The 22,268-nt window shown below is 61.7% G+C and carries 20 protein-coding genes; 19 read left to right on the top strand and 1 reads right to left on the bottom strand.

Translation table 11 applies throughout. The features are described 5' to 3' along the window. The first annotated feature begins 342 nt into the window (after positions 1-342). From OZ911_RS27685 to OZ911_RS27655, 7 genes are all read left to right on the top strand, one after another. Positions 343-1,701 carry a glutamine synthetase family protein gene (locus tag OZ911_RS27685; RefSeq protein ID WP_016489727.1) on the top strand — a complete coding sequence of 453 codons (1,359 nt, stop codon included), beginning with the start codon at positions 343-345 and terminating at the stop codon, positions 1,699-1,701. Between the two features lie 48 nt (positions 1,702-1,749). Next, positions 1,750-3,111 (top strand): aspartate aminotransferase family protein, encoded by a 1,362-nt coding sequence (locus OZ911_RS27680; RefSeq protein WP_016489726.1) that lies wholly within the window; start codon positions 1,750-1,752, stop codon positions 3,109-3,111. A gap of 169 nt (positions 3,112-3,280) precedes the next feature. Next, positions 3,281-4,378 carry a polyamine ABC transporter substrate-binding protein gene (locus tag OZ911_RS27675; protein ID WP_016489725.1) on the top strand — a complete coding sequence of 366 codons (1,098 nt, stop codon included), beginning with the start codon at positions 3,281-3,283 and terminating at the stop codon, positions 4,376-4,378. A gap of 158 nt (positions 4,379-4,536) precedes the next feature. Continuing rightward, positions 4,537-5,631, top strand: coding sequence for a polyamine ABC transporter substrate-binding protein (locus OZ911_RS27670; RefSeq protein WP_016489724.1), 1,095 nt, complete (start codon positions 4,537-4,539; stop codon positions 5,629-5,631). 59 nt (positions 5,632-5,690) lie between these two features. Beyond that, positions 5,691-6,833, top strand: coding sequence for a polyamine ABC transporter ATP-binding protein (gene potA / locus OZ911_RS27665; protein WP_016489723.1), 1,143 nt, complete (start codon positions 5,691-5,693; stop codon positions 6,831-6,833). Next, a complete protein-coding gene (locus tag OZ911_RS27660; RefSeq protein ID WP_016489722.1) occupies positions 6,830-7,750 on the top strand; it encodes an ABC transporter permease subunit in 921 nt (306 codons plus the stop codon). Before potA ends, OZ911_RS27660 begins: the two co-directional genes overlap by 4 nt. After that, a complete protein-coding gene (locus tag OZ911_RS27655; RefSeq protein ID WP_016489721.1) occupies positions 7,747-8,640 on the top strand; it encodes an ABC transporter permease subunit in 894 nt (297 codons plus the stop codon). The genes OZ911_RS27660 and OZ911_RS27655 overlap by 4 nt, the downstream gene beginning before the upstream one ends. 64 nt (positions 8,641-8,704) lie before the next feature. On the opposite strand, the gene OZ911_RS27650 is transcribed toward OZ911_RS27655, so the two are convergent. Then, positions 8,705-9,160, bottom strand: coding sequence for an REP-associated tyrosine transposase (locus tag OZ911_RS27650; RefSeq protein WP_023047984.1), 456 nt, complete (start codon positions 9,158-9,160; stop codon positions 8,705-8,707). A 297-nt stretch (positions 9,161-9,457) separates the two neighbouring features. Here OZ911_RS27650 and OZ911_RS27645 point away from each other — a divergent pair, with 297 nt between their 5' ends. From OZ911_RS27645 to OZ911_RS27590, 12 genes are all read left to right on the top strand, one after another. Beyond that, positions 9,458-10,546 (top strand): efflux RND transporter periplasmic adaptor subunit, encoded by a 1,089-nt coding sequence (locus tag OZ911_RS27645; RefSeq protein ID WP_016489719.1) that lies wholly within the window; start codon positions 9,458-9,460, stop codon positions 10,544-10,546. Further along, on the top strand, positions 10,543-11,610 hold the full coding sequence (locus tag OZ911_RS27640) for an efflux RND transporter periplasmic adaptor subunit (RefSeq protein ID WP_070086383.1): 1,068 nt from the start codon (positions 10,543-10,545) through the stop codon (positions 11,608-11,610). The genes OZ911_RS27645 and OZ911_RS27640 overlap by 4 nt, the downstream gene beginning before the upstream one ends. Continuing rightward, positions 11,607-14,660, top strand: coding sequence for an efflux RND transporter permease subunit (locus tag OZ911_RS27635; protein WP_023047983.1), 3,054 nt, complete (start codon positions 11,607-11,609; stop codon positions 14,658-14,660). Before OZ911_RS27640 ends, OZ911_RS27635 begins: the two co-directional genes overlap by 4 nt. Positions 14,661-14,909: 249 nt before the next feature. After that, the gene (gene oscA, locus OZ911_RS27630; protein ID WP_016489716.1) at positions 14,910-15,092 is read left to right on the top strand and encodes a sulfur starvation response protein OscA; all 183 of its coding nucleotides are present in this window, start codon (positions 14,910-14,912) and stop codon (positions 15,090-15,092) included. Between the two features lie 48 nt (positions 15,093-15,140). Continuing rightward, positions 15,141-16,148, top strand: coding sequence for a sulfate ABC transporter substrate-binding protein (locus tag OZ911_RS27625; RefSeq protein ID WP_016489715.1), 1,008 nt, complete (start codon positions 15,141-15,143; stop codon positions 16,146-16,148). A gap of 203 nt (positions 16,149-16,351) precedes the next feature. Then, a complete protein-coding gene (cysT, locus tag OZ911_RS27620) occupies positions 16,352-17,170 on the top strand; it encodes a sulfate ABC transporter permease subunit CysT (RefSeq protein WP_012274724.1) in 819 nt (272 codons plus the stop codon). An 11-nt stretch (positions 17,171-17,181) separates the two neighbouring features. Beyond that, positions 17,182-18,054: a sulfate ABC transporter permease subunit CysW gene (gene cysW, locus OZ911_RS27615; protein WP_023047982.1), complete on the top strand. Its 873-nt coding sequence runs from the start codon at positions 17,182-17,184 to the stop codon at positions 18,052-18,054. Between the two features lie 3 nt (positions 18,055-18,057). Beyond that, positions 18,058-19,047, top strand: coding sequence for a sulfate/molybdate ABC transporter ATP-binding protein (locus OZ911_RS27610; RefSeq protein ID WP_016489713.1), 990 nt, complete (start codon positions 18,058-18,060; stop codon positions 19,045-19,047). 383 nt (positions 19,048-19,430) lie between these two features. Continuing rightward, positions 19,431-20,231 carry an energy transducer TonB gene (locus OZ911_RS27605; protein WP_070086384.1) on the top strand — a complete coding sequence of 267 codons (801 nt, stop codon included), beginning with the start codon at positions 19,431-19,433 and terminating at the stop codon, positions 20,229-20,231. Positions 20,232-20,261: 30 nt separating this feature from the next. Further along, positions 20,262-20,981, top strand: a complete 720-nt coding sequence (locus OZ911_RS27600) for a MotA/TolQ/ExbB proton channel family protein (RefSeq protein ID WP_016489712.1) — start codon at positions 20,262-20,264, stop codon at positions 20,979-20,981. A gap of 1 nt (position 20,982) precedes the next feature. Next, positions 20,983-21,384, top strand: a complete 402-nt coding sequence (locus tag OZ911_RS27595; protein WP_016489711.1) for an ExbD/TolR family protein — start codon at positions 20,983-20,985, stop codon at positions 21,382-21,384. A 295-nt stretch (positions 21,385-21,679) separates the two neighbouring features. Then, a complete protein-coding gene (locus OZ911_RS27590; RefSeq protein ID WP_016489710.1) occupies positions 21,680-22,261 on the top strand; it encodes an alpha/beta hydrolase in 582 nt (193 codons plus the stop codon). Positions 22,262-22,268: the final 7 nt, after the last annotated feature.

The raw sequence follows: 22,268 nt of genomic DNA, 5'->3' as shown, positions 1-22,268 counted from the left end.
GCTAAGCTCGGTCACAACCCAGAACACAATAATACGAGGGTCACATGGTCCGCTTGCCGCGACCTGAAAGCACTGCCTGCGCAGTGCCAACGGGTACCTCTGTCGTTTTTGCAAGCTTCGTCAATGGCGTGGTCGCCCTGGCCGCAATAATTGACGTTTGGCGTCTACGGTCCTGGCCTCGAAGCGGCTTGCCGCCTTTCACTTCGTCTTCCTGCCCTTCCAACTCATTATGGACACACTTGTTTTCAGTGTATCCACTGCGGCGCTGCGCGGGGGTTTTTGCTTTAGCAATCTACTCCATCCAGAATCAACGTGCGGCCCACCTTACCTCCTGAGGTATTTATGAGTAACAACCTCGACCAGCTCACCGATTGGTTGAAAGAGCACAAGATCACCGAAGTCGAATGCATGATCAGTGACCTGACCGGCATCACGCGCGGCAAGATTTCGCCCACCAACAAATTCATCGCTGAAAAAGGCATGCGCCTGCCCGAGAGCGTGCTGCTGCAGACCGTGACTGGCGACTACGTCGACGACGACATCTATTACGAACTGCTCGACCCGGCCGACATCGACATGATCTGCCGCCCCGACGAGAACGCCGTGTTCCTGGTGCCGTGGGCCATCGAGCCGACAGCGCAGGTGATCCACGACACCTACGACAAGAAGGGCAACCCGGTCGAACTGTCGCCGCGCAACGTGTTGAAGAAAGTCCTCAAGCTCTACGCCGACAAGGGCTGGCAGCCGATTGTCGCGCCCGAGATGGAGTTCTACCTGACCAAGCGCAGCGAAGACCCGGACTTCCCGTTGCAGCCCCCGGTAGGCCGTTCGGGCCGCCCGGAAACCGGCCGCCAGTCGTTCTCGATCGAAGCCGCCAACGAATTCGACCCGCTGTTCGAAGACGTGTACGACTGGTGCGAACTGCAGCAGCTGGACCTGGACACGCTGATTCACGAAGACGGCACGGCGCAGATGGAAATCAACTTCCGTCACGGCAACGCCCTGCACCTGGCCGACCAGATCCTGGTGTTCAAGCGCACCATGCGCGAGGCTGCACTCAAGCACAACGTGGCCGCCACCTTCATGGCCAAGCCCATGACCGGCGAGCCGGGCAGTGCCATGCACCTGCACCAGAGCGTGGTCGACCTGGCCACTGGCAAGAACATCTTCAGCAATGAAGACGGCAGCATGAGCGAGCTGTTCCTCAACCACATCGGTGGCTTGCAGAAGTTCATCCCCGAGGCGCTGCCGCTGTTCGCCCCCAACGTCAACTCGTTCCGCCGCTTCCTGCCCGACACGTCGGCGCCGGTGAACGTGGAGTGGGGCGAAGAAAACCGCACCGTCGGCCTGCGCGTACCGGATGCCGGCCCGCAAAGCCGCCGGGTCGAGAACCGCCTGCCGGGCGCTGACGCCAACCCTTACCTGGCCATTGCCGCCAGCCTGCTGTGTGGCTACATCGGCATGGTCGAAGGCATCGAGGCCAGCGCGCCGGTGCAGGGCCGTGGCTACGAACGCCGCAACCTGCGCCTGCCGCTGACCATCGAAGATGCCCTGGAGCGCATGGAAAACAGCCGAGCGTTGGTGCAGTACCTGGGCAAGAAATTCATTACCGGCTACGTCGCCACCAAGCGCGCCGAGCACGAGAACTTCAAACGCGTCATCAGTTCCTGGGAGCGTGAGTTCCTGCTGTTCGCTGTCTGATAAACCCTGGGGCCGCTGGAGCGCGGCTGTCGAACAACGGAGAAGCACATGAGCGTCAACAACCCGCAAACCCGTGAATGGCAAACCCTGAGCGGGGAGCACCATCTCGCACCTTTCAGTGACTACAAGCAGCTGAAGGAGAAGGGGCCGCGCATTATCACCAAGGCCCAGGGCGTGCATTTGTGGGACAGCGAGGGGCACAAGATCCTCGACGGCATGGCGGGCCTGTGGTGCGTGGCGGTCGGTTACGGCCGTGAAGAGCTGGTGCAGGCGGCAGAAAAGCAGATGCGCGAGCTGCCGTACTACAACTTGTTCTTCCAGACTGCTCACCCGCCTGCGCTGGAACTGGCCAAGGCGATCACCGATGTGGCGCCCGAAGGCATGACCCATGTGTTCTTCACCGGCTCCGGCTCAGAAGGCAACGACACCGTGCTGCGCATGGTGCGTCACTACTGGGCGCTGAAGGGCAAACCGCACAAGCAGACCATCATCGGCCGTATCAACGGCTATCACGGCTCCACCTTCGCCGGTGCTTGCCTGGGCGGCATGAGCGGCATGCACGAGCAGGGCGGCCTGCCGATCCCGGGCATCGTGCACATCCCGCAGCCGTACTGGTTCGGCGAAGGCGGTGACATGACCCCGGATGCGTTCGGTGTCTGGGCGGCCGAGCAGCTGGAGAAGAAAATCCTCGAAGTGGGCGAAGACAACGTCGCCGCCTTCATCGCCGAGCCTATCCAGGGCGCAGGCGGCGTGATCATCCCGCCAGAAACCTATTGGCCGAAGGTGAAGGAGATTCTTGCCAAGTACGACATCCTGTTCGTTGCCGACGAAGTCATCTGCGGTTTCGGCCGTACCGGCGAATGGTTCGGCTCTGACTATTACGACCTCAAGCCCGACCTTATGACCATCGCCAAGGGCCTGACCTCCGGTTACATCCCCATGGGCGGTGTGATCGTGCGTGACAAAGTGGCCAAGGTCATCAGCGAAGGCGGTGACTTCAACCACGGTTTCACCTATTCGGGTCATCCGGTCGCGGCCGCGGTGGGCCTGGAAAACCTGCGCATCCTGCGCGACGAGAAAATTGTCGAGAAGGCGCGCACTGAAGCGGCACCGTATTTGCAAAAGCGTTTGCGTGAGCTGCAGGACCACCCACTGGTGGGTGAAGTCCGTGGCCTTGGCATGCTCGGCGCGATCGAGCTGGTCAAGGACAAGGCCACCCGCAGCCGTTACGAGGGCAAGGGTGTGGGCATGATCTGCCGCAACTTCTGCTTCGAAAATGGCCTGATCATGCGCGCGGTGGGTGACACCATGATCATCGCGCCGCCGCTGGTGATCAGCCATGCGGAGATCGACGAGCTGGTGGAAAAGGCGCGCAAATGCCTGGACCTGACGCTCCAGGCGATCAACTGAGCACCTGCTAGGCTAGCGATGTGACATTAAGTCGTTACAACGCCCTGCTTTCCTTGATACAGGGCCTTGTAACTTGCCAGACTAGCGACTGTTTCAGTCGCCGCGCGCTCTGCACCGTGGGTCCTGGCTGCTGAACGGAAGGCTAAACAAAAATTCTGGAGCATTACGCATGAAGAAAATGGGCAAGACGTTGCTGGCCGCCGCCCTTATGGGTGCCATGGCCTCCGCTGTTCAGGCTGAAGACAAGGTGTTGAACGTCTACAACTGGTCGGACTACATCGCGCCGGACACCATCGCCAAGTTCGAGAAGCAGACCGGTATCAAGGTCAAGTACGACGTCTTCGACAGCAACGAAACCCTCGAAGCCAAGCTGCTGGCAGGCAAGTCGGGCTACGACATCGTGGTGCCGTCCAACAACTTCCTGGCCAAGCAGATCAAGGCGGGTGTTTACGAGGAGCTGGACCGTTCCAAGCTGCCGAACTGGAAGAACCTCGACCCCGACCTGCTCAAAGCCGTTGGCGATGCCAGCGACAAGGACAACAAGCACGCCTTCCCGTACATGTGGGGCTCGATCGGCATCGGCTACAACCCGGAGAAGGTCAAGGCCGCGCTGGGCGTGGACAAGATCGACTCGTGGGACGTGGTGTTCAAGCCTGAGAACATCGCCAAGCTCAAAAGCTGCGGTGTGAGCTTCCTCGATGCACCGACCGAAATGATCCCGGCCGCGCTGCACTACCTGGGCCTGCCGAGCAACAGCACCAAAAAAGAAGACCTGAAGGCCGCCGAGGACCTGTTCCTCAAGATTCGTCCTTCGATCACCTACTTCCACTCGTCCAAGTACATCGGCGACATGGCCAACGGCAACATCTGCGTGGCGGTCGGTTACTCGGGTGACCTGGAGCAGTCCAAGGCCCGCGCCCACGAAGCTGGCGACAAGGTGAAAGTGGACTACGTCATTCCGAAAGAAGGCGCCGGTACCTTCTATGACATGGTCGCCATCCCCAAAGATGCCGAGCATAAAGACGCCGCCTATCAGTTCATGGACTTCCTGATGCAGCCGGAAATCATGGCCGAGATCACCAACGCCGTGCGCTTCCCGAACGGCAACCAGGCTGCCACTGCGCTCGTGAACAAAGACATCAGCGGTGACCCGAGCATCTACCCGCCTGCCGAAGTGAAGAAGCAGCTGTACGCGATCGCTGCGCCTGACGCTTCTGTGCAGCGTGTAATCACCCGCAGCTGGACCAAGATCAAATCGGGCAAATAAGCCCTATGCGACACCTCTGGGCCGGGCTTTACCGGCCCAGAGCCAGTGAAAGGCAATTGTTGATTGCGGCATCGAAGCTGCGAAGGTAAGTTGCGCGCCGGTTTTGCGTGTGCGGCAGCATTGTCGCGACCCAGGCACTGATTGTGAGGAGCACCCACTTGTCTATTTCTGTATACCGCAAGGCCTTGATGGCTGGTGCGGGCCTGACGCTGGCATGCAGCGTCCAAGCGGCGCCTACGGTGCACTTCTACAACTGGTCCGACTATATCGGCCCGACCACACTCGCGGACTTCGAGAAAGCAACGGGCATCAAGCCCGTGCAGGACGTGTTCGATTCCAACGAAACCCTGGAAGGCAAGCTGCTGGCCGGTAATACCGGCTATGACGTGGTGGTGCCGTCCAACCATTTCCTCGGCAAGCAGATCAAGGCGGGCGCGTTCCAGAAGCTCGACAAGAACCTGCTGCCCAATTATTCCAACCTGGACCCTGGGTTGATGAAGCGCCTGGAAAAGAACGACCCGGGCAACCAGTACGCCGTGCCTTACCTGTGGGGCACCAACGGCATCGGTTACAACGTCGACAAGGTGAAGGCCGCGCTGGGCGTGGACACCATCGACTCCTGGGCCGTGCTGTTCGAACCCGAGAACATGAAGAAGCTCTCCAAGTGCGGCGTGGCCTTCCTCGACTCGGCGGACGAAATGCTGCCGGCGGTACTCAACTACATGGGGCTCAACCCCAACAGCACCGACCCCAAGGATTATGCAAAAGCGGAGCAGAAGCTGCTGGCCGTGCGCCCGTACGTGACCTACTTCCACTCGTCCAAGTACATCACCGACCTGGCCAACGGCGACATCTGCGTCGCGGCAGGCTTCTCCGGAGATGTGTTCCAGGCCAAGGCCCGCGCTGAAGAAGCGAAGAAGGGTGTGAACCTGGCCTATGCCATTCCCAAGGAAGGCGGCAACCTCTGGTTCGACGTGCTGGCGATCCCCAAGGATGCCAAGAACGTCAAAGAGGCCCACGCCTTCATCAACTATTTGCTGAAACCTGAGGTTATCGCCCAGGTCAGTGATTACGTCGGTTACGCCAACCCGAACCCCAAGGCTGGCGACCTGATGGACCAGGCCGTGAGGACTGACGCCGCGGTATACCCACCGCAGGAAGTGCTGGACAAGATGTTCGTCAACAGTGAGTTGCCACCCAAGGTGCAACGTTTGATGACCCGCAGCTGGACCAAGGTCAAGTCGGGCAAGTAACAATCCAGGCCCGCCGCAAAGCAGGGGCGGGCACACAAATCTTGTTGGGAGTTTCACTCATGGCAGTTGCCTCCGGTGCCTATAAGAAAGCCCTCGAGGGTGGCCAGCAACCCAAGCAGGTGCTGGTCAAGATCGACCGGGTCACGAAAAAATTCGACGAAACCATCGCCGTAGACGATGTGTCGCTGGAAATCCGCAAAGGCGAGATCTTTGCCCTGCTGGGTGGCTCCGGTTCTGGCAAATCGACCTTGCTGCGCATGCTGGCCGGCTTCGAGCGCCCGACCGAAGGGCGAATCTTCCTCGATGGCGTCGACATCACCGACATGCCGCCCTACGAGCGGCCGATCAACATGATGTTCCAGTCTTATGCGCTGTTCCCGCACATGACCGTGGCGCAGAACATCGCCTTTGGCCTGCAGCAGGACAAGATGCCCAAGGCCGAGATCGATGCCCGCGTGGAGGAGATGCTCAAGCTGGTGCACATGACCCAGTACGCCAAGCGCAAGCCGCACCAGTTATCCGGTGGCCAGCGTCAGCGTGTGGCCCTGGCCCGCTCGCTGGCCAAGCGCCCCAAGCTGCTGCTGCTCGACGAGCCGATGGGGGCGCTGGACAAGAAACTGCGTTCGCAGATGCAGCTGGAACTGGTGGAGATCATCGAGCGGGTGGGCGTGACCTGCGTGATGGTGACCCACGACCAGGAAGAGGCCATGACCATGGCCCAGCGCATTGCCATCATGCACCTGGGCTGGATTGCCCAGATCGGCTCGCCCGTGGACATTTACGAAACGCCGACCAGCCGCCTGGTGTGCGAGTTCATCGGTAACGTCAACCTCTTCGAAGGTGATGTGGTCGATGATGCCGAAGGCTACGCGATCATTGCCAGCCCGGAGCTTGAGCGCAAGATCTACGTGGGCCATGGCATCACCACCTCGGTGGAAGACAAGCACATCACCTACGCCCTGCGCCCGGAAAAGCTGCTGGTAACCACCAAGCAGCCGGATTTCGAGCACAACTGGTCGCGCGGCAAGGTGCATGACATCGCCTACCTGGGTGGCCACTCGGTGTTCTACGTGGAGTTGCCGAGCGGCAAGGTTGTGCAGTCGTTCGTCGCCAACGCCGAGCGCCAGGGTACCCGCCCGACCTGGGGCGATGAAGTGTACGTGTGGTGGGAAGACGACAGCGGCGTGGTACTGCGGTCATGAAACTGCGCAAGCTCAAGCGAGCCTTCCAGCGCCTCACCCCGCGGGGGCGGCACGTGGTGATCGGCGTGCCGTTCATCTGGCTGTTCCTGTTCTTCATGCTGCCGTTCTTCATCGTGCTGAAGATCAGCTTCGCCGAAGCCGACGTGGCGATCCCGCCGTATACCGAGATCTACAGCTACGTCGAAGACAAGATCCAGTTGGTGCTCAACCTGGCCAACTATGGCTTGTTGACCGAGGATGAGCTGTACCTCTCGGCTTACCTGGGCTCGTTGAAGATGGCTTTCTTCAGCACCCTGCTGTGCCTGCTGATCGGCTTCCCGATGGCCTACGCCATTGCCAACGCCAAGAAGGAAACCCAGACCGTCCTGCTGCTGTTGATCATGATGCCGACATGGACCGCGATCCTGATCCGCGTCTATGCCTGGATGGGTATCCTGAGCAACAACGGCCTGCTCAACGGCTTCCTGATGTGGACCGGGTTGATCGACCAGCCGCTGCAGATCCTCAACACCAACCTGGCGGTGTACATCGGCGTGGTCTATTCGTACCTGCCGTTCATGATCCTGCCGCTGTTCGCCAACCTGGTGAAGCATGACCCGAGCCTGCTCGAGGCTGCATCCGACCTGGGCTCGAGCACTTTCAACAGCTTCTGGAAGATTACCGTTCCGCTGTCGAAGAACGGCATCATCGCCGGCTGCATGCTGGTGTTCATCCCGGTGGTGGGCGAGTTCGTGATCCCAGAACTGCTCGGCGGCCCGGAAACCCTGATGATCGGCAAGGTGCTGTGGCAAGAGTTCTTCAACAACCGTGACTGGCCGGTAGCTTCTGCGCTGGCGGTAGTGATGCTGGCGATCCTGATCGTGCCGATCCTGCTGTTCAACCGCAGCCAGGCCAAAGAAATGGAGGGCCGCGCATGAAACGCTTCAGTTTCTCCAAGCTGATGCTGGTGCTTGGCTTGCTGTTCATCTACCTGCCGATGCTGATCCTGGTGATCTACTCGTTCAACGCCTCCAAGCTGGTGACGGTGTGGGGGGGCTGGTCGATCAAGTGGTACGTCGGCCTGCTCGACAACACCCAGCTGATGGGTTCGGTGATGCGCTCGCTGGAAATCGCCTGCTACACGGCGGTGGCAGCGGTGGCGCTGGGTACCCTGGCGGCCTTTGTGCTGACCCGGGTCACCCGCTTCAAGGGCCGCACGCTGTTCGGTGGCCTGGTCACTGCGCCGCTGGTAATGCCTGAAGTGATCACCGGTCTGTCGCTGTTGCTGCTGTTCGTGGCCATGGCGCAGATGATCGGCTGGCCCCAGGAGCGCGGCATCGTCACCATCTGGATTGCCCACACCACGTTCTGTGCAGCGTATGTGGCGGTAGTGGTGTCGGCACGCCTGCGTGAGCTGGACCTGTCGATCGAAGAAGCGGCGATGGACCTGGGTGCCAAGCCGTGGAAGGTGTTCTTCCTGATCACCATCCCGATGATCGCGCCATCGCTGGCAGCAGGCGGCATGATGTCGTTCGCGCTGTCGCTGGACGACCTGGTGCTGGCCAGCTTCGTGTCCGGCCCGGGCTCGACCACCTTGCCGATGGAGGTGTTCTCGGCAGTGCGCCTGGGCGTGAAGCCGGAGATCAACGCCGTGGCCAGCCTGATCCTGCTGTCGGTGTCGCTGGTGACCTTCTTTGTCTGGTACTTCAGCCGCCGCAGCGAAGAGCGTCGTCGCAAGGCGATTCAGCAGGCGATCGAGGAAGGCGCTGCGGCCAACGCTTCGCAGCCGCAGGTCAAGCGCCCGACACAGGTGGCTGCGTCGGCCTGACCCGGCCCTTTCGCGGCGGTTCGGCCCTTTCGCGCCGAACCGCCGCGAAGGCTCCAGCATCGAATCAAAGCCATACTGCATCCCAGTGTGGATATTCCCGGACACTTCTGACCAATCCAGCCCTCAATGGATTGGCAACAATGTACCGGGCTACATGCACCATGCTTTCCTCCCTTCTCAATGACCGGTCCTGATACCCAGGCTGCCATACCGGGTCATGCTTAACCCCTGCCTGATGTAATGCGAGACTGGAGCGGGACTTGAACCTGCGCATCAGGGTAGCCAGTGTTGTTCCTTTCAGCTCGATCAGCCAATGCAGATGGTCTGGCATCAGCACCCACGCCAGTGAGCGGCAGGCGTGCTCTTGATCGGCTTGCCGCAATTGGTGAATGACTAACCGGGCATGGTGGAAGTCATCGAATAGCGGCTTGCGCTGATGGGTAACAGTGGTCAGCAGATACAGCCTGCCAAGTTCTGAATAGCGACCACGACGAAGCAGATGGGATTGGGCCCTGGGCATCAGGTTCTTCCTTGAATAGAGATCAACATCCCAAGGTAGTGGCTGTGTTGCACCCCCAGGGAAGCAGATGATTTCTGGATATGGCAGGACCGGCCCTTTCGCGGGTGAACCCGCTCCCACAGGTACTGCACAGGATTCAGCCTATGCACGATCTCTGTGGGAGCGGGTTCACCCGCGAAGAGGCCGGCACAGGCTGTGAAAATGCCGGAGTGATGCGCGTCAGTGATGTTTATCGAACCCTGAACTACGCTCACAGTCGCATTCCACAAATCATTTGTGCACAAGCAAGGAGCCAGCATGGCGTTGATACGTCCGTTGTCGGTCGTCTGCCTGGGGCTGCTTTACATGCTCACTGGCTGTAGCAAGGAAGAGGTCCCCGAGACGCTGCCTCGGGTTGGTGTGCAGCAGGTCCAGCCCACCGACTTCGCTGCCCGGGTTACCCTGACCGGCGACGTACAGGCGCGGGTGCAGACCGACCTGTCATTCCGGGTTGGCGGCAAGATCATTTCGCGCAGCGTGGACGTGGGCGATCACGTGAAGGCCAACCAGGTGCTGGCCCGGCTGGACCCGAAAGACCTGCAGAACAACGTCAACTCGGCCAAGGCCGAGGTGTTTGCCGCGCAGGCGCGGGTTACCCAGACCAGCGCGGCCTTTGTGCGCCAGCAAAAACTGTTGCCCAAGGGCTACACCAGCCAGAGCGAGTACGATTCCGCCGAAGCCGCGCTGCGCAGTAACCAGAGCGCGCTCAAGGCCGCCCAGGCGCAACTGGCTAACGCCAACGAACAACTCAGCTATACCGCACTGGTCTCCGAGGCCGCCGGGGTCATCACCGAGCGCCAGGCCGAGGTTGGCCAGGTGGTGCAGGCGACCATGCCAATCTTCAGCCTGGCCACTGACGGCGACCGCGATGCAGTGTTCAACGTCTACGAATCACTGCTGGTAGCGCCGCCCAGCGATGCGGGGGTGATCGTCAGCCTGCTGGACGACCCCAAGGTCCAGGCGCATGGCTTCGTGCGCGAGATCACGCCCACGGTGTCTGCGCAAAGCGGCACGGTGCAGGTCAAGGTAGGCCTGAAGGACGTACCAGCAGGTATGCAACTGGGCGCACCCGTGACCGCCACCACCAATGCTCAGGGCCGGCCCAGCATCGAGCTGCCGTGGTCGGCACTGACCAAGGCCCTGCATGACCCCGCCGTGTGGGTGGTGGGCGAGGGCGACAAGGTGGAATTGCGCAAAGTCGAAGTCAGCCGTTACCTCACCGGCAAGATTGTGGTCGCCAGTGGCCTGAAGGGTGGTGAAACCGTGGTGGTCACGGGTGGGCAGCTGCTGCACCCCGGCATGCAGGTGCAAAAGGTCGACGCCAAGGCCCAAGGGGGTGAGCTATGAAGCGCCTGCTGCTGATGCTGTCGGCCGGCGTATTGCTGGCTGGCTGCAGTAGCGAGGAAGAGGCCCCCGAGCCGGTTCGGCCGGTGCTGTCGGTCAAGGTCGAACCCCAGGTACAGGCGCAACTGGGCCGCTTCGCCGGCAGTATCCAGGCGCGTTTCGAAAGCACCCTGGGCTTCCGGGTTTCCGGGCGCATTGCCCGGCGCTGGCTGGATGTGGGCGCCCAGGTGAAGCCCGGCGACACCTTGGCCACCCTCGACCCCACCGACCAGCAGAACCAGCTGCGCGCCGCCGAAGGCGACCTGGCCAAGGTGCAGGCGCAGTGGATCAACGCCCAGGCCGATGCCCGTCGCCAGCAACAGCTGTATGACCGTGGCGTTGGTGCCCAGGCCCAGCTGGATATCGCCCAGACCAACCTGAAAACCACCAGTGCGGCGCTGGAGCAGGCGCGCTCTGCGCTCAGCCAGGCTCGCGACCAGCTCGACTACAGCACCTTGCGCACCGACCACGCCGCCGTGATCACCGCATGGCAGGCCGAAGCCGGGCAAACCGTTACGGCCGGCCAAGCGGTGGTGACCTTGGCCCGACCGGATGTGAAAGAAGCGGTAATCGACCTGCCGATCGGGCTGGCTGAGCAGTTGAGCAAAGGCCTGACCTTCACCGTTGCCTCGCAACTCGACCCGACCATCAGCACCACGGCCAGCCTGCGCGAACTGGAACCCCAGGCCGACGCCACCACCCGTACCCGCCGCGCCCGCCTGACGCTGGCCGGCACGCCAGCGGCGTTCCACCTGGGCACTGCCATCAGCGTGACCCTGAGTTCTGAAGTGACGCCTCGTAGCGAGCTGCCCTTGAGCGCGTTGCTGGAGCGTGACGGCAAGACCCAGGTGTGGGTGATCGATACGCAGCAGAAGACCGTGGCAACCCGTGACGTGGAGCTGATCGAGCGTACCGCCGACAGCATCGTGCTGACGTCAGGCGTGCAGCCCGGCGAGCGCGTGGTTACCGCGGGTGTGAACAGCCTCAAGCCTGGCCAGAAGGTCACCTTCGACGAGGATGCGCAATGAAAGGAAGCTTCAACCTCTCCGAATGGGCGCTCAAGCACCAGTCATTCGTGTGGTATCTGATGTTCGTTGGCCTGCTGATGGGGATTTTTTCGTACTTCAACCTCGGGCGCGAGGAAGACCCGTCATTCACCATCAAGACCATGGTCATCCAGACCCGCTGGCCCGGTGCGACCCAGGACGAAACCCTGTACCAGGTCACCGACCGCATCGAGAAAAAGCTCGAAGAACTCGACTCGCTCGACTACACGAAGAGCTACACCCGCCCCGGTGAATCCACGGTCTACGTCTACCTGCGCGACACCACCAAGGCCAAGGACATTCCGGATATCTGGTACCAGGTGCGCAAGAAGATCCAGGACATTCGTGGCGAATTCCCGGCGGGTATCCAGGGCCCGGGTTTCAACGACGAATTCGGTGATGTATTCGGCTCGATCTACGCCTTTACCGCCGACGGCCTGACCTTGCGCCAACTGCGTGACTACGTGGAACAGGCCCGGGCCGAGGTGCGCGATGTGCCCAACATCGGCAAGATCGAGCTGGTCGGCACTCAGGACGAAGTGCTGTACCTGAACTTCTCCACCCGCAAGCTGGCCGCCCTGGGCATTGACCAGCGCCAGGTGATGCAGGCCCTGCAATCGCAGAACGCGGTGACCCCGGCTGGCGTCATCGAGGCCGGCCCGGAACGTATTTCGGTGCGTACCTCCGGCCAGTTTGCCTCGGAAAAGGACCTGCAAACCGTCAACCTGAGGATCAACGACCGCTTCTTCCGCCTGGCCGACATCGCCGACATCGAGCGCGGATACGTCGACCCGCCTTCACCGATGTTCCGCTACAACGGCCAGACGGCGTTGGGCCTGGCCATCGGCATGAAGGCCGGTGGCAATATCCAGGTGTTCGGTGAGGCGCTGAAAAAGCGCATGGACAAAGTGGTCCAGGACTTGCCGATAGGTGTCGGCGTACACACCGTGTCGGACCAGTCCGTGGTGGTCAAGCAAGCGGTCGGCGGCTTTACCAGTGCGCTGTTCGAGGCAGTGGTGATTGTGTTGGCCGTCAGTTTTGTCAGCCTCGGCGTGCGTGCGGGCCTGGTGGTGGCCTGTTCGATCCCGCTGGTGCTGGCCATGGTGTTCGTGTTCATGGAGTACAGCGGCATCACCATGCAGCGGATTTCGCTGGGGGCGTTGATCATTGCGCTTGGCCTGCTGGTGGACGATGCGATGATTACCGTGGAGGTGATGGTCACGCGGCTGGAAATGGGCGAAAGCAAGGAGCAGGCGGCGACATTCGCCTACACCTCCACAGCCTTTCCCATGCTGACCGGCACCTTGGTGACCGTGGCGGGTTTTGTGCCTATCGGCCTGAACGCCAGCTCCGCGGGTGAATACACCTTCACCCTGTTCGCGGTGATCGCCGTTGCCCTGCTCGTGTCTTGGGTGGTGGCAGTGTTCTTTGCGCCGGTGCTAGGGGTGCATATTCTCAAGAGCGACAAGGTCAAGGCCCATGAGGCCGAGCCTGGCCGTGTCGGGCGGGCATTTGAAGGCGGGTTGCTGTGGTGCATGCGCAACCGCTGGTTGACCATCATCGGTACCGTGGTGCTGTTCGCGCTGGCGCTCTTTTGCATGCGCTTCGTGCAGAACCAGTTCTTCCCGTCCTCGGACCGCCCGGAAATTCTCGTCGACCTCAACCTGCCACAGAACGCCTCGATCGAGGAAACGCGCAAGGTGGTCGACCGCTTCGAGGCGCGGATCAAGGACGACCCGGACCTGGTGCACTGGAGCACTTACATTGGTCAGGGTGCGGTCCGCTTCTACCTGCCCCTCGACCAGCAGTTGCAGAACCCTTACTACGCACAGCTGGTGATTGTCAGCAAAGGCTTCGAAGAGCGCCAGGGCATGATGGAGCGTTTGCAGAAGATCCTGCATGAAGAGTTCGTCGGCATTGGCTCCAATGTGCAGTCGCTGGAAATGGGCCCGCCTGTAGGGCGGCCGATCCAGTACCGGGTCAGTGGTCCTGATATCGATCAGGTGCGCAAGCACGCGATCGAACTGGCCACCTTGCTTGACCAGAACAAGCACATCGGCGAGATGATCTACGACTGGAACGAGCCGGGTAAGGTGCTGCGGGTGGAAATCGCCCAGGACAAGGCACGCCAGCTGGGGCTGTCGTCGGAAGACGTGGCCAATGTGATGAACAGCATCGTCAGTGGCGTGCAGATCACCCAGGTCAACGACAACATCTACCTGGTGGACGTGGTCGCTCGCGCCGAAGACAGTGAGCGCGGCTCGCCCGATACCCTGCAGAACCTGCAGATTCTCACCCCCAATGGTACTTCGATCCCGCTGCTGTCATTCGCTACCGTGCGCTACGAGCTGGAGCAGCCGCTGGTGTGGCGCCGGGATCGCAAGCCGACCATCACCCTCAAGGCTTCGGTCACTGGCGAGATCCAGCCCACCGACCTGGTGGCGCAGCTCAAGCCGAAGATCGATGAGTTCGCCAGCCAGCTGCCGGTCGGTTACGAAGTGGCCACTGGCGGTACGGTGGAGGAGAGCAGCAAGGCCCAGGGCCCGATCGCCAAGGTCATTCCGCTGATGCTGTTCCTGATGGCGACCTTCCTGATGATCCAGCTGCACAGCGTGCAGAAGCTGTTCCTGGTGGTCAGCGTGGCGCCGCTGGGGTTGATCGGTGTAGTGCTGGCGTTGGTGCCCACCGGTACCCCGATGGGCTTCGTGGCGATCCTCGGCATCCTGGCGCTGGCGGGCATCATCATTCGTAACTCGGTGATTCTGGTGACCCAGATCGACGAGTTCGAAGCCCAGGGCTTCTCGCCTTGGGATGCGGTAGTGGAAGCCACCAACCATCGTCGGCGGCCGATCCTGCTGACTGCGGCGGCGGCGAGCCTGGGCATGATCCCGATCGCCCGCGAGGTGTTCTGGGGGCCGATGGCCTACGCCATGATTGGCGGGATCATCGTGGCAACGCTGCTGACGCTGCTGTTCCTGCCGGCGCTGTATGTGGCCTGGTACAAGATTCGCGAGCCGCAGAAACAAAACTGAAGCCTTGTACGGACCCTGTGGGAGCGGGTTCACCCGCGAATGCGACGGTAGCTCCAGCCTCGCATTCGCGGGTGAACCCACTCCCACAGGGCTTTGCGTCGGCTGCTGAATCGCGATTTTTATTTGGTTATATAAACATTCTTAAACAGTATTTTTAAGAATAACTCCGCCTCACTACTATTGCCCTCAAGCCAGGCGCAAATCCCCTTCAAACCTCTGCCCGGCACCCTCACTCCAAGGAGAACGAGCATGAGTGCATCTCTGCGTAGCATCGACGGTCAGGACGAAGCCACCATTCTGCGTGAAATCCAGAGCGCTTTGCGCGACCTGCGGTTTGGTGCGGTGGAGATCACTGTGCACAACGCTCAGGTCGTACAGATCGAGCGCAAGGAGAAGTTCCGCCTGCAACAGCCCGGCAACAAGTCCGGCTGAGCACGCCCTACATCCAAAATTAGAAAAATGCCAATCGGGAGCTTCACCATGTCCATCCGCCGTTATGCGCTCGCCGCCCTGGCCAGTGCTGTTTTTGCCGGTTCCGCCATCGCCAAGGACTACGAACTGCTGAACGTGTCCTACGACCCGACCCGCGAGCTGTATCAGCAGTACAACGCCGAGTTCATCAAGCACTGGCAGCAGGCCCACCCGGGCGACAAGGTGAAGATCCAGCAATCCCATGGCGGCTCGGGCAAGCAGGCCCGTGCGGTGATCGACGGCTTGCGCGCCGACGTGGTGACCCTGGCCCTGGCCGGCGACATCGACGAAGTTGCCAAGCTTGGCAAGACCCTGCCGGACAACTGGCAGACCCGTCTGCCGGACGCCAGCACCCCGTACACCTCGACCATCGTGTTCCTGGTGCGCAAGGGCAACCCGAAAGGTATCAAGGACTGGGGCGACCTGATCAAGAAGGACGTTTCGGTCATCACCCCCAACCCGAAGACTTCCGGCGGTGCGCGCTGGAACTTCCTGGCCGCCTGGGCCTATGGCCTGAAGACCGGTGGTAGCGAAGACAAGGCCAAGGCCTACGTGCAGGAGCTGTTCAAGCACGTACCGGTGCTGGATACCGGCGCCCGTGGCTCGACCATCACCTTCGTCAACAACGGCCAGGGCGACGTGTTGCTGGCCTGGGAAAACGAAGCGTTCCTGGCGCTGAAGGAAGACGGTGGCGCCGACAAGTTCGACATCGTCGTACCTTCGCTGTCGATCCTGGCCGAGCCGCCAGTGGCGGTGGTGGACAAGAACGCCGAGAAGAAGGGCAATACCGAAATTGCCACCGAATACCTCAAGCACCTGTACAGCCCGGCCGGCCAGAAGATTGCCGCCGAAAACTTCTATCGCCCGCGTGACGAGAAGGTCGCTGCCGAGTTCGGCAAGCAATTCCCGAAACTGGACCTGGTAACCATCGACAAGGACTTCGGTGGCTGGAAAACTGCACAACCCAAATTCTTCAATGATGGCGGTGTGTTCGACCAGATCTATCAGGCACAGTAAACGCCAAGGAAAAGCGGGGGCCGCCTTGCGGCCCATTCGCGGCACAAGGCCGCTCCCACAAAGAGCCGCGATCCCCTGTGGAACCGCGATCCCTGTGGGAGCGGCCTTGTGCCGCGAATGGGCTGCAACGCAGCCCCAGGATTCAAAAGCTTGCACCGGCCCGGGGTTGATTCCGGGCTTAGTGCGTTCAACCAGGGATACTTATGTCACGTCGTATTTCCCCCGTCATACCCGGCTTCGGGCTGACGCTGGGCTACACCTTGGTGTACCTCAGCCTGATCGTGCTGATACCGCTGGCCGCCATGTTCATTCATGCCTCGCAGCTGACCTGGGAGCAGTTCTGGAACATCATCAGTGCGCCGCGGGTGATCGCCGCACTCAAGCTGAGTTTCGGCACCGCCCTGTTCGCCGCCATCATCAACGGGGTGATCGGCACCCTGCTGGCCTGGGTGCTGGTGCGCTACACCTTCCCGGGGCGCAAGATCATCGACGCGATGATCGACCTGCCGTTCGCCCTGCCCACCGCCGTTGCCGGTATCGCCCTGACCGCCCTGTACGCGCCTGCGGGCTGGGTTGGCCAGTTTGCGACCGACCTTGGCTTCAAGATTGCCTACACCCCGTTGGGCATCACCCTGGCGCTGACCTTCGTCACCTTGCCGTTCGTGGTGCGCACGGTGCAGCCGGTGCTGGCCGACATCCCGCGTGAAGTGGAAGAGGCCGCTGCCTGCCTGGGGGCCAAACCGCTGCAGGTGTTCCGCCATATACTGGCGCCAGCGCTGCTGCCGGCCTGGCTCACCGGCTTTGCCCTGGCCTTCGCCCGCGGTGTGGGCGAGTATGGTTCGGTGATCTTCATTGCCGGCAACATGCCGATGAAGACCGAGATCCTGCCGCTGCTGATCATGGTCAAGCTCGACCAGTACGACTACACCGGCGCGACCGCCATCGGCGTGCTGATGCTGGTGGTTTCCTTCATCCTGCTGCTGCTGATCAACCTGCTGCAGCGCCGCATCGAAACCCCTTGAAGGAGGCCGGCATGTCCAGTTCATCCCTGAGTGCAAGCGCCGCCGCCAACGCCGCCCGCCGTGGCAGTGCTACGTCGCGGCGCATTCTTATCGGCCTTGGCTGGCTGGTGTTCGCCCTGTTCCTGCTGCTGCCGCTGGTGATCGTGGTGTCGCAGGCGCTGAAGAACGGTTTTGGCACCTTCTTCGAGGCGATCTTCGAGCCTGACGCCTTGTCGGCGCTGAGGCTGACCCTGCTCGCTGTAGCCATTTCGGTACCGTTGAACCTGGTGTTCGGTGTCAGCGCCGCCTGGTGCGTCAGCAAGTACACGTTCCGTGGCAAAAGTATCCTGGTCACCCTGATCGACCTGCCGTTCTCGGTATCGCCGGTAATCGCCGGCCTGGTCTACGTGCTGATGTTCGGCGCGCAGGGCCTGGTCGGGCCTTGGCTGCAGGACCATGACATCCAGATCGTCTTCGCCCTGCCGGGCATCGTCCTGGCGACCATCTTCGTCACCGTGCCGTTTGTGGCCCGTGAGCTGATCCCGCTGATGCAGGAGCAGGGCACGCAAGAAGAGGAGGCTGCGCGCCTGCTGGGCGCCAATGGCTGGCAGATGTTCTGGCACGTGACCTTGCCCAACATCAAATGGGGCCTGATCTATGGCGTGGTGCTGTGTACTGCACGGGCCATGGGCGAGTTTGGCGCGGTGTCGGTGGTGTCGGGCCACATTCGTGGCGTGACCAATACCTTGCCGCTGCATGTGGAGATCCTCTACAACGAGTACAACCACGTCGCGGCCTTCAGCGTGGCCAGCCTGTTGCTGATCCTGGCGCTCTTCATCCTGCTGCTCAAGCAGTGGAGCGAGAACCGTATTAACCGCCTGCGCCACAGCGCCGCGGAGGAATGATTCATGTCGATCGAAGTTCGTAATGTCAGCAAGCGCTTCAACAGCTTCCAGGCCCTGAACAACATCAACCTGGACATCAACAGCGGCGAGCTGGTGGCGCTGCTTGGCCCGTCCGGCTGTGGCAAGACCACCCTGCTGCGCATCATTGCCGGCCTGGAAACCCCGGACCAGGGCAACATCGTGTTCCATGGCGAGGATGTGTCCGGCCACGACGTGCGTGACCGCAACGTCGGTTTCGTGTTCCAGCACTACGCGCTGTTCCGCCACATGAGCGTGTTCGACAACGTCGCCTTCGGCCTGCGCATGAAGCCCAAGGGCGAGCGCCCGAGCGAGAGCAAGATCGCCGAGAAAGTGCACGAGTTGCTGAACATGGTTCAGCTGGACTGGTTGTCCGACCGCTACCCGGAGCAGTTGTCTGGCGGCCAGCGTCAGCGTATTGCCCTGGCCCGCGCCTTGGCAGTGGAGCCCAAGGTGCTGCTGCTGGACGAGCCGTTCGGTGCGCTGGACGCCAAGGTGCGCAAGGAGCTGCGGCGTTGGCTGGCGCGGCTGCACGAGGACATCAACCTGACGTCGGTGTTCGTCACCCACGACCAGGAAGAGGCCATGGAAGTGGCTGACCGCATCGTGGTCATGAACAAGGGCGTGATCGAGCAGATCGGCTCGCCGGGCGAGGTGTACGAGCAGCCGGCCAACGATTTTGTCTACCACTTCCTGGGCGACTCCAACCGCCTGGCGCTGAGCGAAGGGCACCATGTGTTGTTCCGCCCGCATGAGGTGTCGTTGTCACGGCATGAGACCGAAGGGCACCATGCTGCCGAGGTGCGGGATATCCGGCCGTTGGGCGCTACCACGCGGGTAACGTTGAAGGTGGAAGGGCAGAGCGAGCTGATCGAGGCCGAGGTGGTCAAGGACCATGACAGCCTGACCGGGTTGGCGCGGGGAGAGACGTTGTTCTTCCGGCCGAAGGTTTGGCAGAAGGTGGCGGATATCTGATCTGCCCTTGATGATGAGAAGCCCGGGCTTGGTCTCGGGCTTTTTTATGCCTGTCGGATTGCCGGGGCTGCTCCGCAGCCCATCGCGACACAAGGCCGCTCCCACAGGGAGCTGCAATTTCCTGTGGGAGCGGCCTTGCGTCGCGATCGAGGGCGCAGCCCTCGCGGCAATCTCATGCCTTACGCGAATATTTTGCATGCCCCCAATGCATAGCCTTTAGCCATGAAAGCCGCAGCCCACGCAATCCGTGGCTTTCACGGCCCCCCTCAAAAACAATATTCAATTCAGTTATAACCATAATTTTAAACATTACTTTAAGAGATAAGCCTCTGGCCCCGATGATTCAGCCACACACCTGAATCGAGACCCCAGGAGTTTGATCAATGGGTAATGTCCAGTCGGCCGTCAGGGCCTACGACCAGCCATGGCGCCCGGCCCCGGGTGACCTGGTCGAGCTTGGACGCACGCTTCGCCTCCCGCTTGGCCAGCTGCGCCTGCAACGCACGCCCGTCAGCGGTCTCAAGCGCCGCGACAAGCTGGTGTTGGGCCTGCTGGTGCTGGCCCTGCATGGCGCCGCAGCATACTGGGTCAGCCAGGCGCCAACGCCCGAACTGCCGGTGGTGCCGCCACAGGTGCCGCCCATGACTATCGAATTTGCTGCGCCTGCACCGCCTGTGGTCGAGCCTCCGCCGCCAGCGCCCGCGCCGCCCGTGGTCGAGCCACCACCGCCACCACCGGTAGTCGACGAACTGGCCGCCAAGCCCAAACCCAAGCCAAAGCCCGTGCCTAAGCCTGTGGTCAAGCAAGCGCCCAAGCCATCGCCCAAGCCGGTCGAGGCACCACCGCCAGCGCCGGTGGCCGCCCCCGCACCGCCTGCGCCTGCGCCACCCGCGCCGGCCCCGATAACCCCGGCATCGGCCAACGCCGCGTACTTGAAGAACCCGGCACCGGAATACCCGCAAATGGCCCAGCGCCGTGGTTGGGAAGGCACCGTGCTGTTGCGCGTAGAGGTGCTGCCCAGCGGCAAGCCCGGGCAGATCCAGGTACAGAAAAGCAGTGGCCGTGACGCCCTCGACGCTGCCGCGCTGGCCGCGGTCAAGCGCTGGAGCTTCGTACCCGCCAAGCAGGGCGATGTAGCCCAGACCGGCTGGGTCAGCGTGCCGATCGATTTCAAGCTTCGCTAACTATTTCGCAGAACACAGGAAGACATCATCATGAGCCTGCTGGCATCCCCTCTCGAATCCGTTGAAAGCGCAGTCATCTGGCTGCTGGTCGGTTTTTCTGTCGTCACTTGGGGCCTGGCCCTGGTCAAGGTTGCGCAGTTCGTGCGGCTTAAAAACCAGGACAAGCGCTTTCACAAGCAGTTCTGGGCTGCCTCCAGCCTGGACTCGGCCGCTGAACTCAGCCATGAGCTGCCCGGGCCGGCTGCTCGCGTTGCCCAGTCCGGCTACGCCGCGATTGCCGTTGGCGATACCCAGGCCAACGACCTGAGCCACGCTATCAACCACCAGGACCGCCTGGAGCGCGCCTTGCGCCAGCAGATCGTGCGTGAGCGCCGCTCGCTGGAAACCGGCCTGGCGGTGGTCGCCAGTATCGGCAGCACCTCGCCCTTCATCGGCCTGTTCGGCACCGTGTGGGGCATCATGGAAGCGCTCAAGGGCATCAGTGCGGCCGGCTCCGCCAGCCTGGAAACCGTCGCCGGGCCCATCGGTGCGGCACTGGTGGCTACCGGGGTGGGCATCGCCGTCGCGGTGCCTGCGGTGCTGGTGTACAACTACTTCCTGCGTCGCCTCAAGCTGACCGCCGCCGACCTGGATGACTTCGCCCACGACTTCTACAGCCTGGCGCAGAAGAGTGCCTTCCGCGTGCTGGTGCACCCCGCTGTGCAAAAACCCCAGGCTGGTTTCACCCAGCCGGTAAAGGAGGCGTCCTGATATGGCCTTTTCGACCCAGGACAGCGACGAAGTCCTCAGTGAAATCAACGTCACGCCCTTGGTAGACGTCATGCTGGTGTTGCTGGTGGTGTTCATCGTCACCGCGCCGCTGCTGACCAATGCCATCCCCATCAACTTGCCCAAGACCGAGGCCGTTGCCCCGGTGGAGCAGAAGGACCCACTGGTGGTCAGCATCGACGGCGAGGGCAAGCTGTTCATCAACAAGGACCAGATCCAGCCCGACCTGCTGGAGACCAACCTCAAGGCCGCCAAGGACAAGGACGCGAACGTTCGCGTGCAACTGCAGGCCGATGACGGCGTGAACTACGGCGAAGTGGCGCGGGCCATGGCAGCCATCGAACGTGCGGGGATCAGCAAACTGGCGGTGATCACCGCGCGCTGATGGCTGCAAAACTTCTTCAGGCAAGTGACTCACGCAAGTGCGTTGGGGCCATATCTCTTGGCAGGGGTAGGCCCTTTTTTTTGCCTGTGAGGGCCCTGTCACCGGCAAGCCAGCGCCCCCAGGTATTGTGCTGCCCTCAGGCTTTGTGCAGTCCCTGTGAGAGCTGGCTTGCCGACGATAGGGCTATCGGCATAAATTACATATAGTTATTAATAAATAGCTTCTTATTCCTTTACGAATATAACTCCCTCCCTATACTTGTCTCCAAGCACGCAAACTTACTGGAGGCGTCCCCATGCGCAATGAGTCTATTCGTTACCTGATTGTGCCGGGCTGGCAAGGATCGCCAGACAACCATTGGCAGAGTCACTGGCAGCGTACCCTGCCCAACAGTGCGCGGGTCGAGCAGCACGACTGGCTCACCCCGCAACGTCAGGACTGGGTGCGGGCGCTGGAGCAGGCGGTTGCCGCCGAGCGTGCGCCGGTGATCCTGATTGCCCACAGCCTTGGCTGCATCACTGTCGCCCATTGGGCCGCGCAGGCCAGCCCGGCCTTGCTGCGCAGGGTGCGTGGTGCACTGCTGGTGGCGCCGGCAGACGTCGAGCGCCCCACCTGCGCGCCAGCCCTGCGTAACTTTGCGCCGATCCCTGGCGAAGCGCTGCCGTTTCCCAGCCAGGTAGTCAGCTCGGACAACGATCCGGCCGTGAGCGTGCCGCGGGCGCTGTACCTGGCCCAGGCATGGGGCGCCGAAGCGGGGTTGCTGAGCAATGCCGGGCACATCAACGTCAAGTCCGGGCATGAGCGCTGGGAACAAGGCTTCGCCTACTTGTATCGCTTGCAGAGCCGGGTTGAGCAGCGCGCACTGCGTCGCGCCTGACACCCCT

Origin of the sequence: Pseudomonas fortuita (genome assembly GCF_026898135.2) — a bacterium.
In the GTDB taxonomy this organism is placed as follows: domain Bacteria; phylum Pseudomonadota; class Gammaproteobacteria; order Pseudomonadales; family Pseudomonadaceae; genus Aquipseudomonas; species Aquipseudomonas fortuita.
This window is presented reverse-complemented; position numbering and strand designations above follow the sequence as displayed.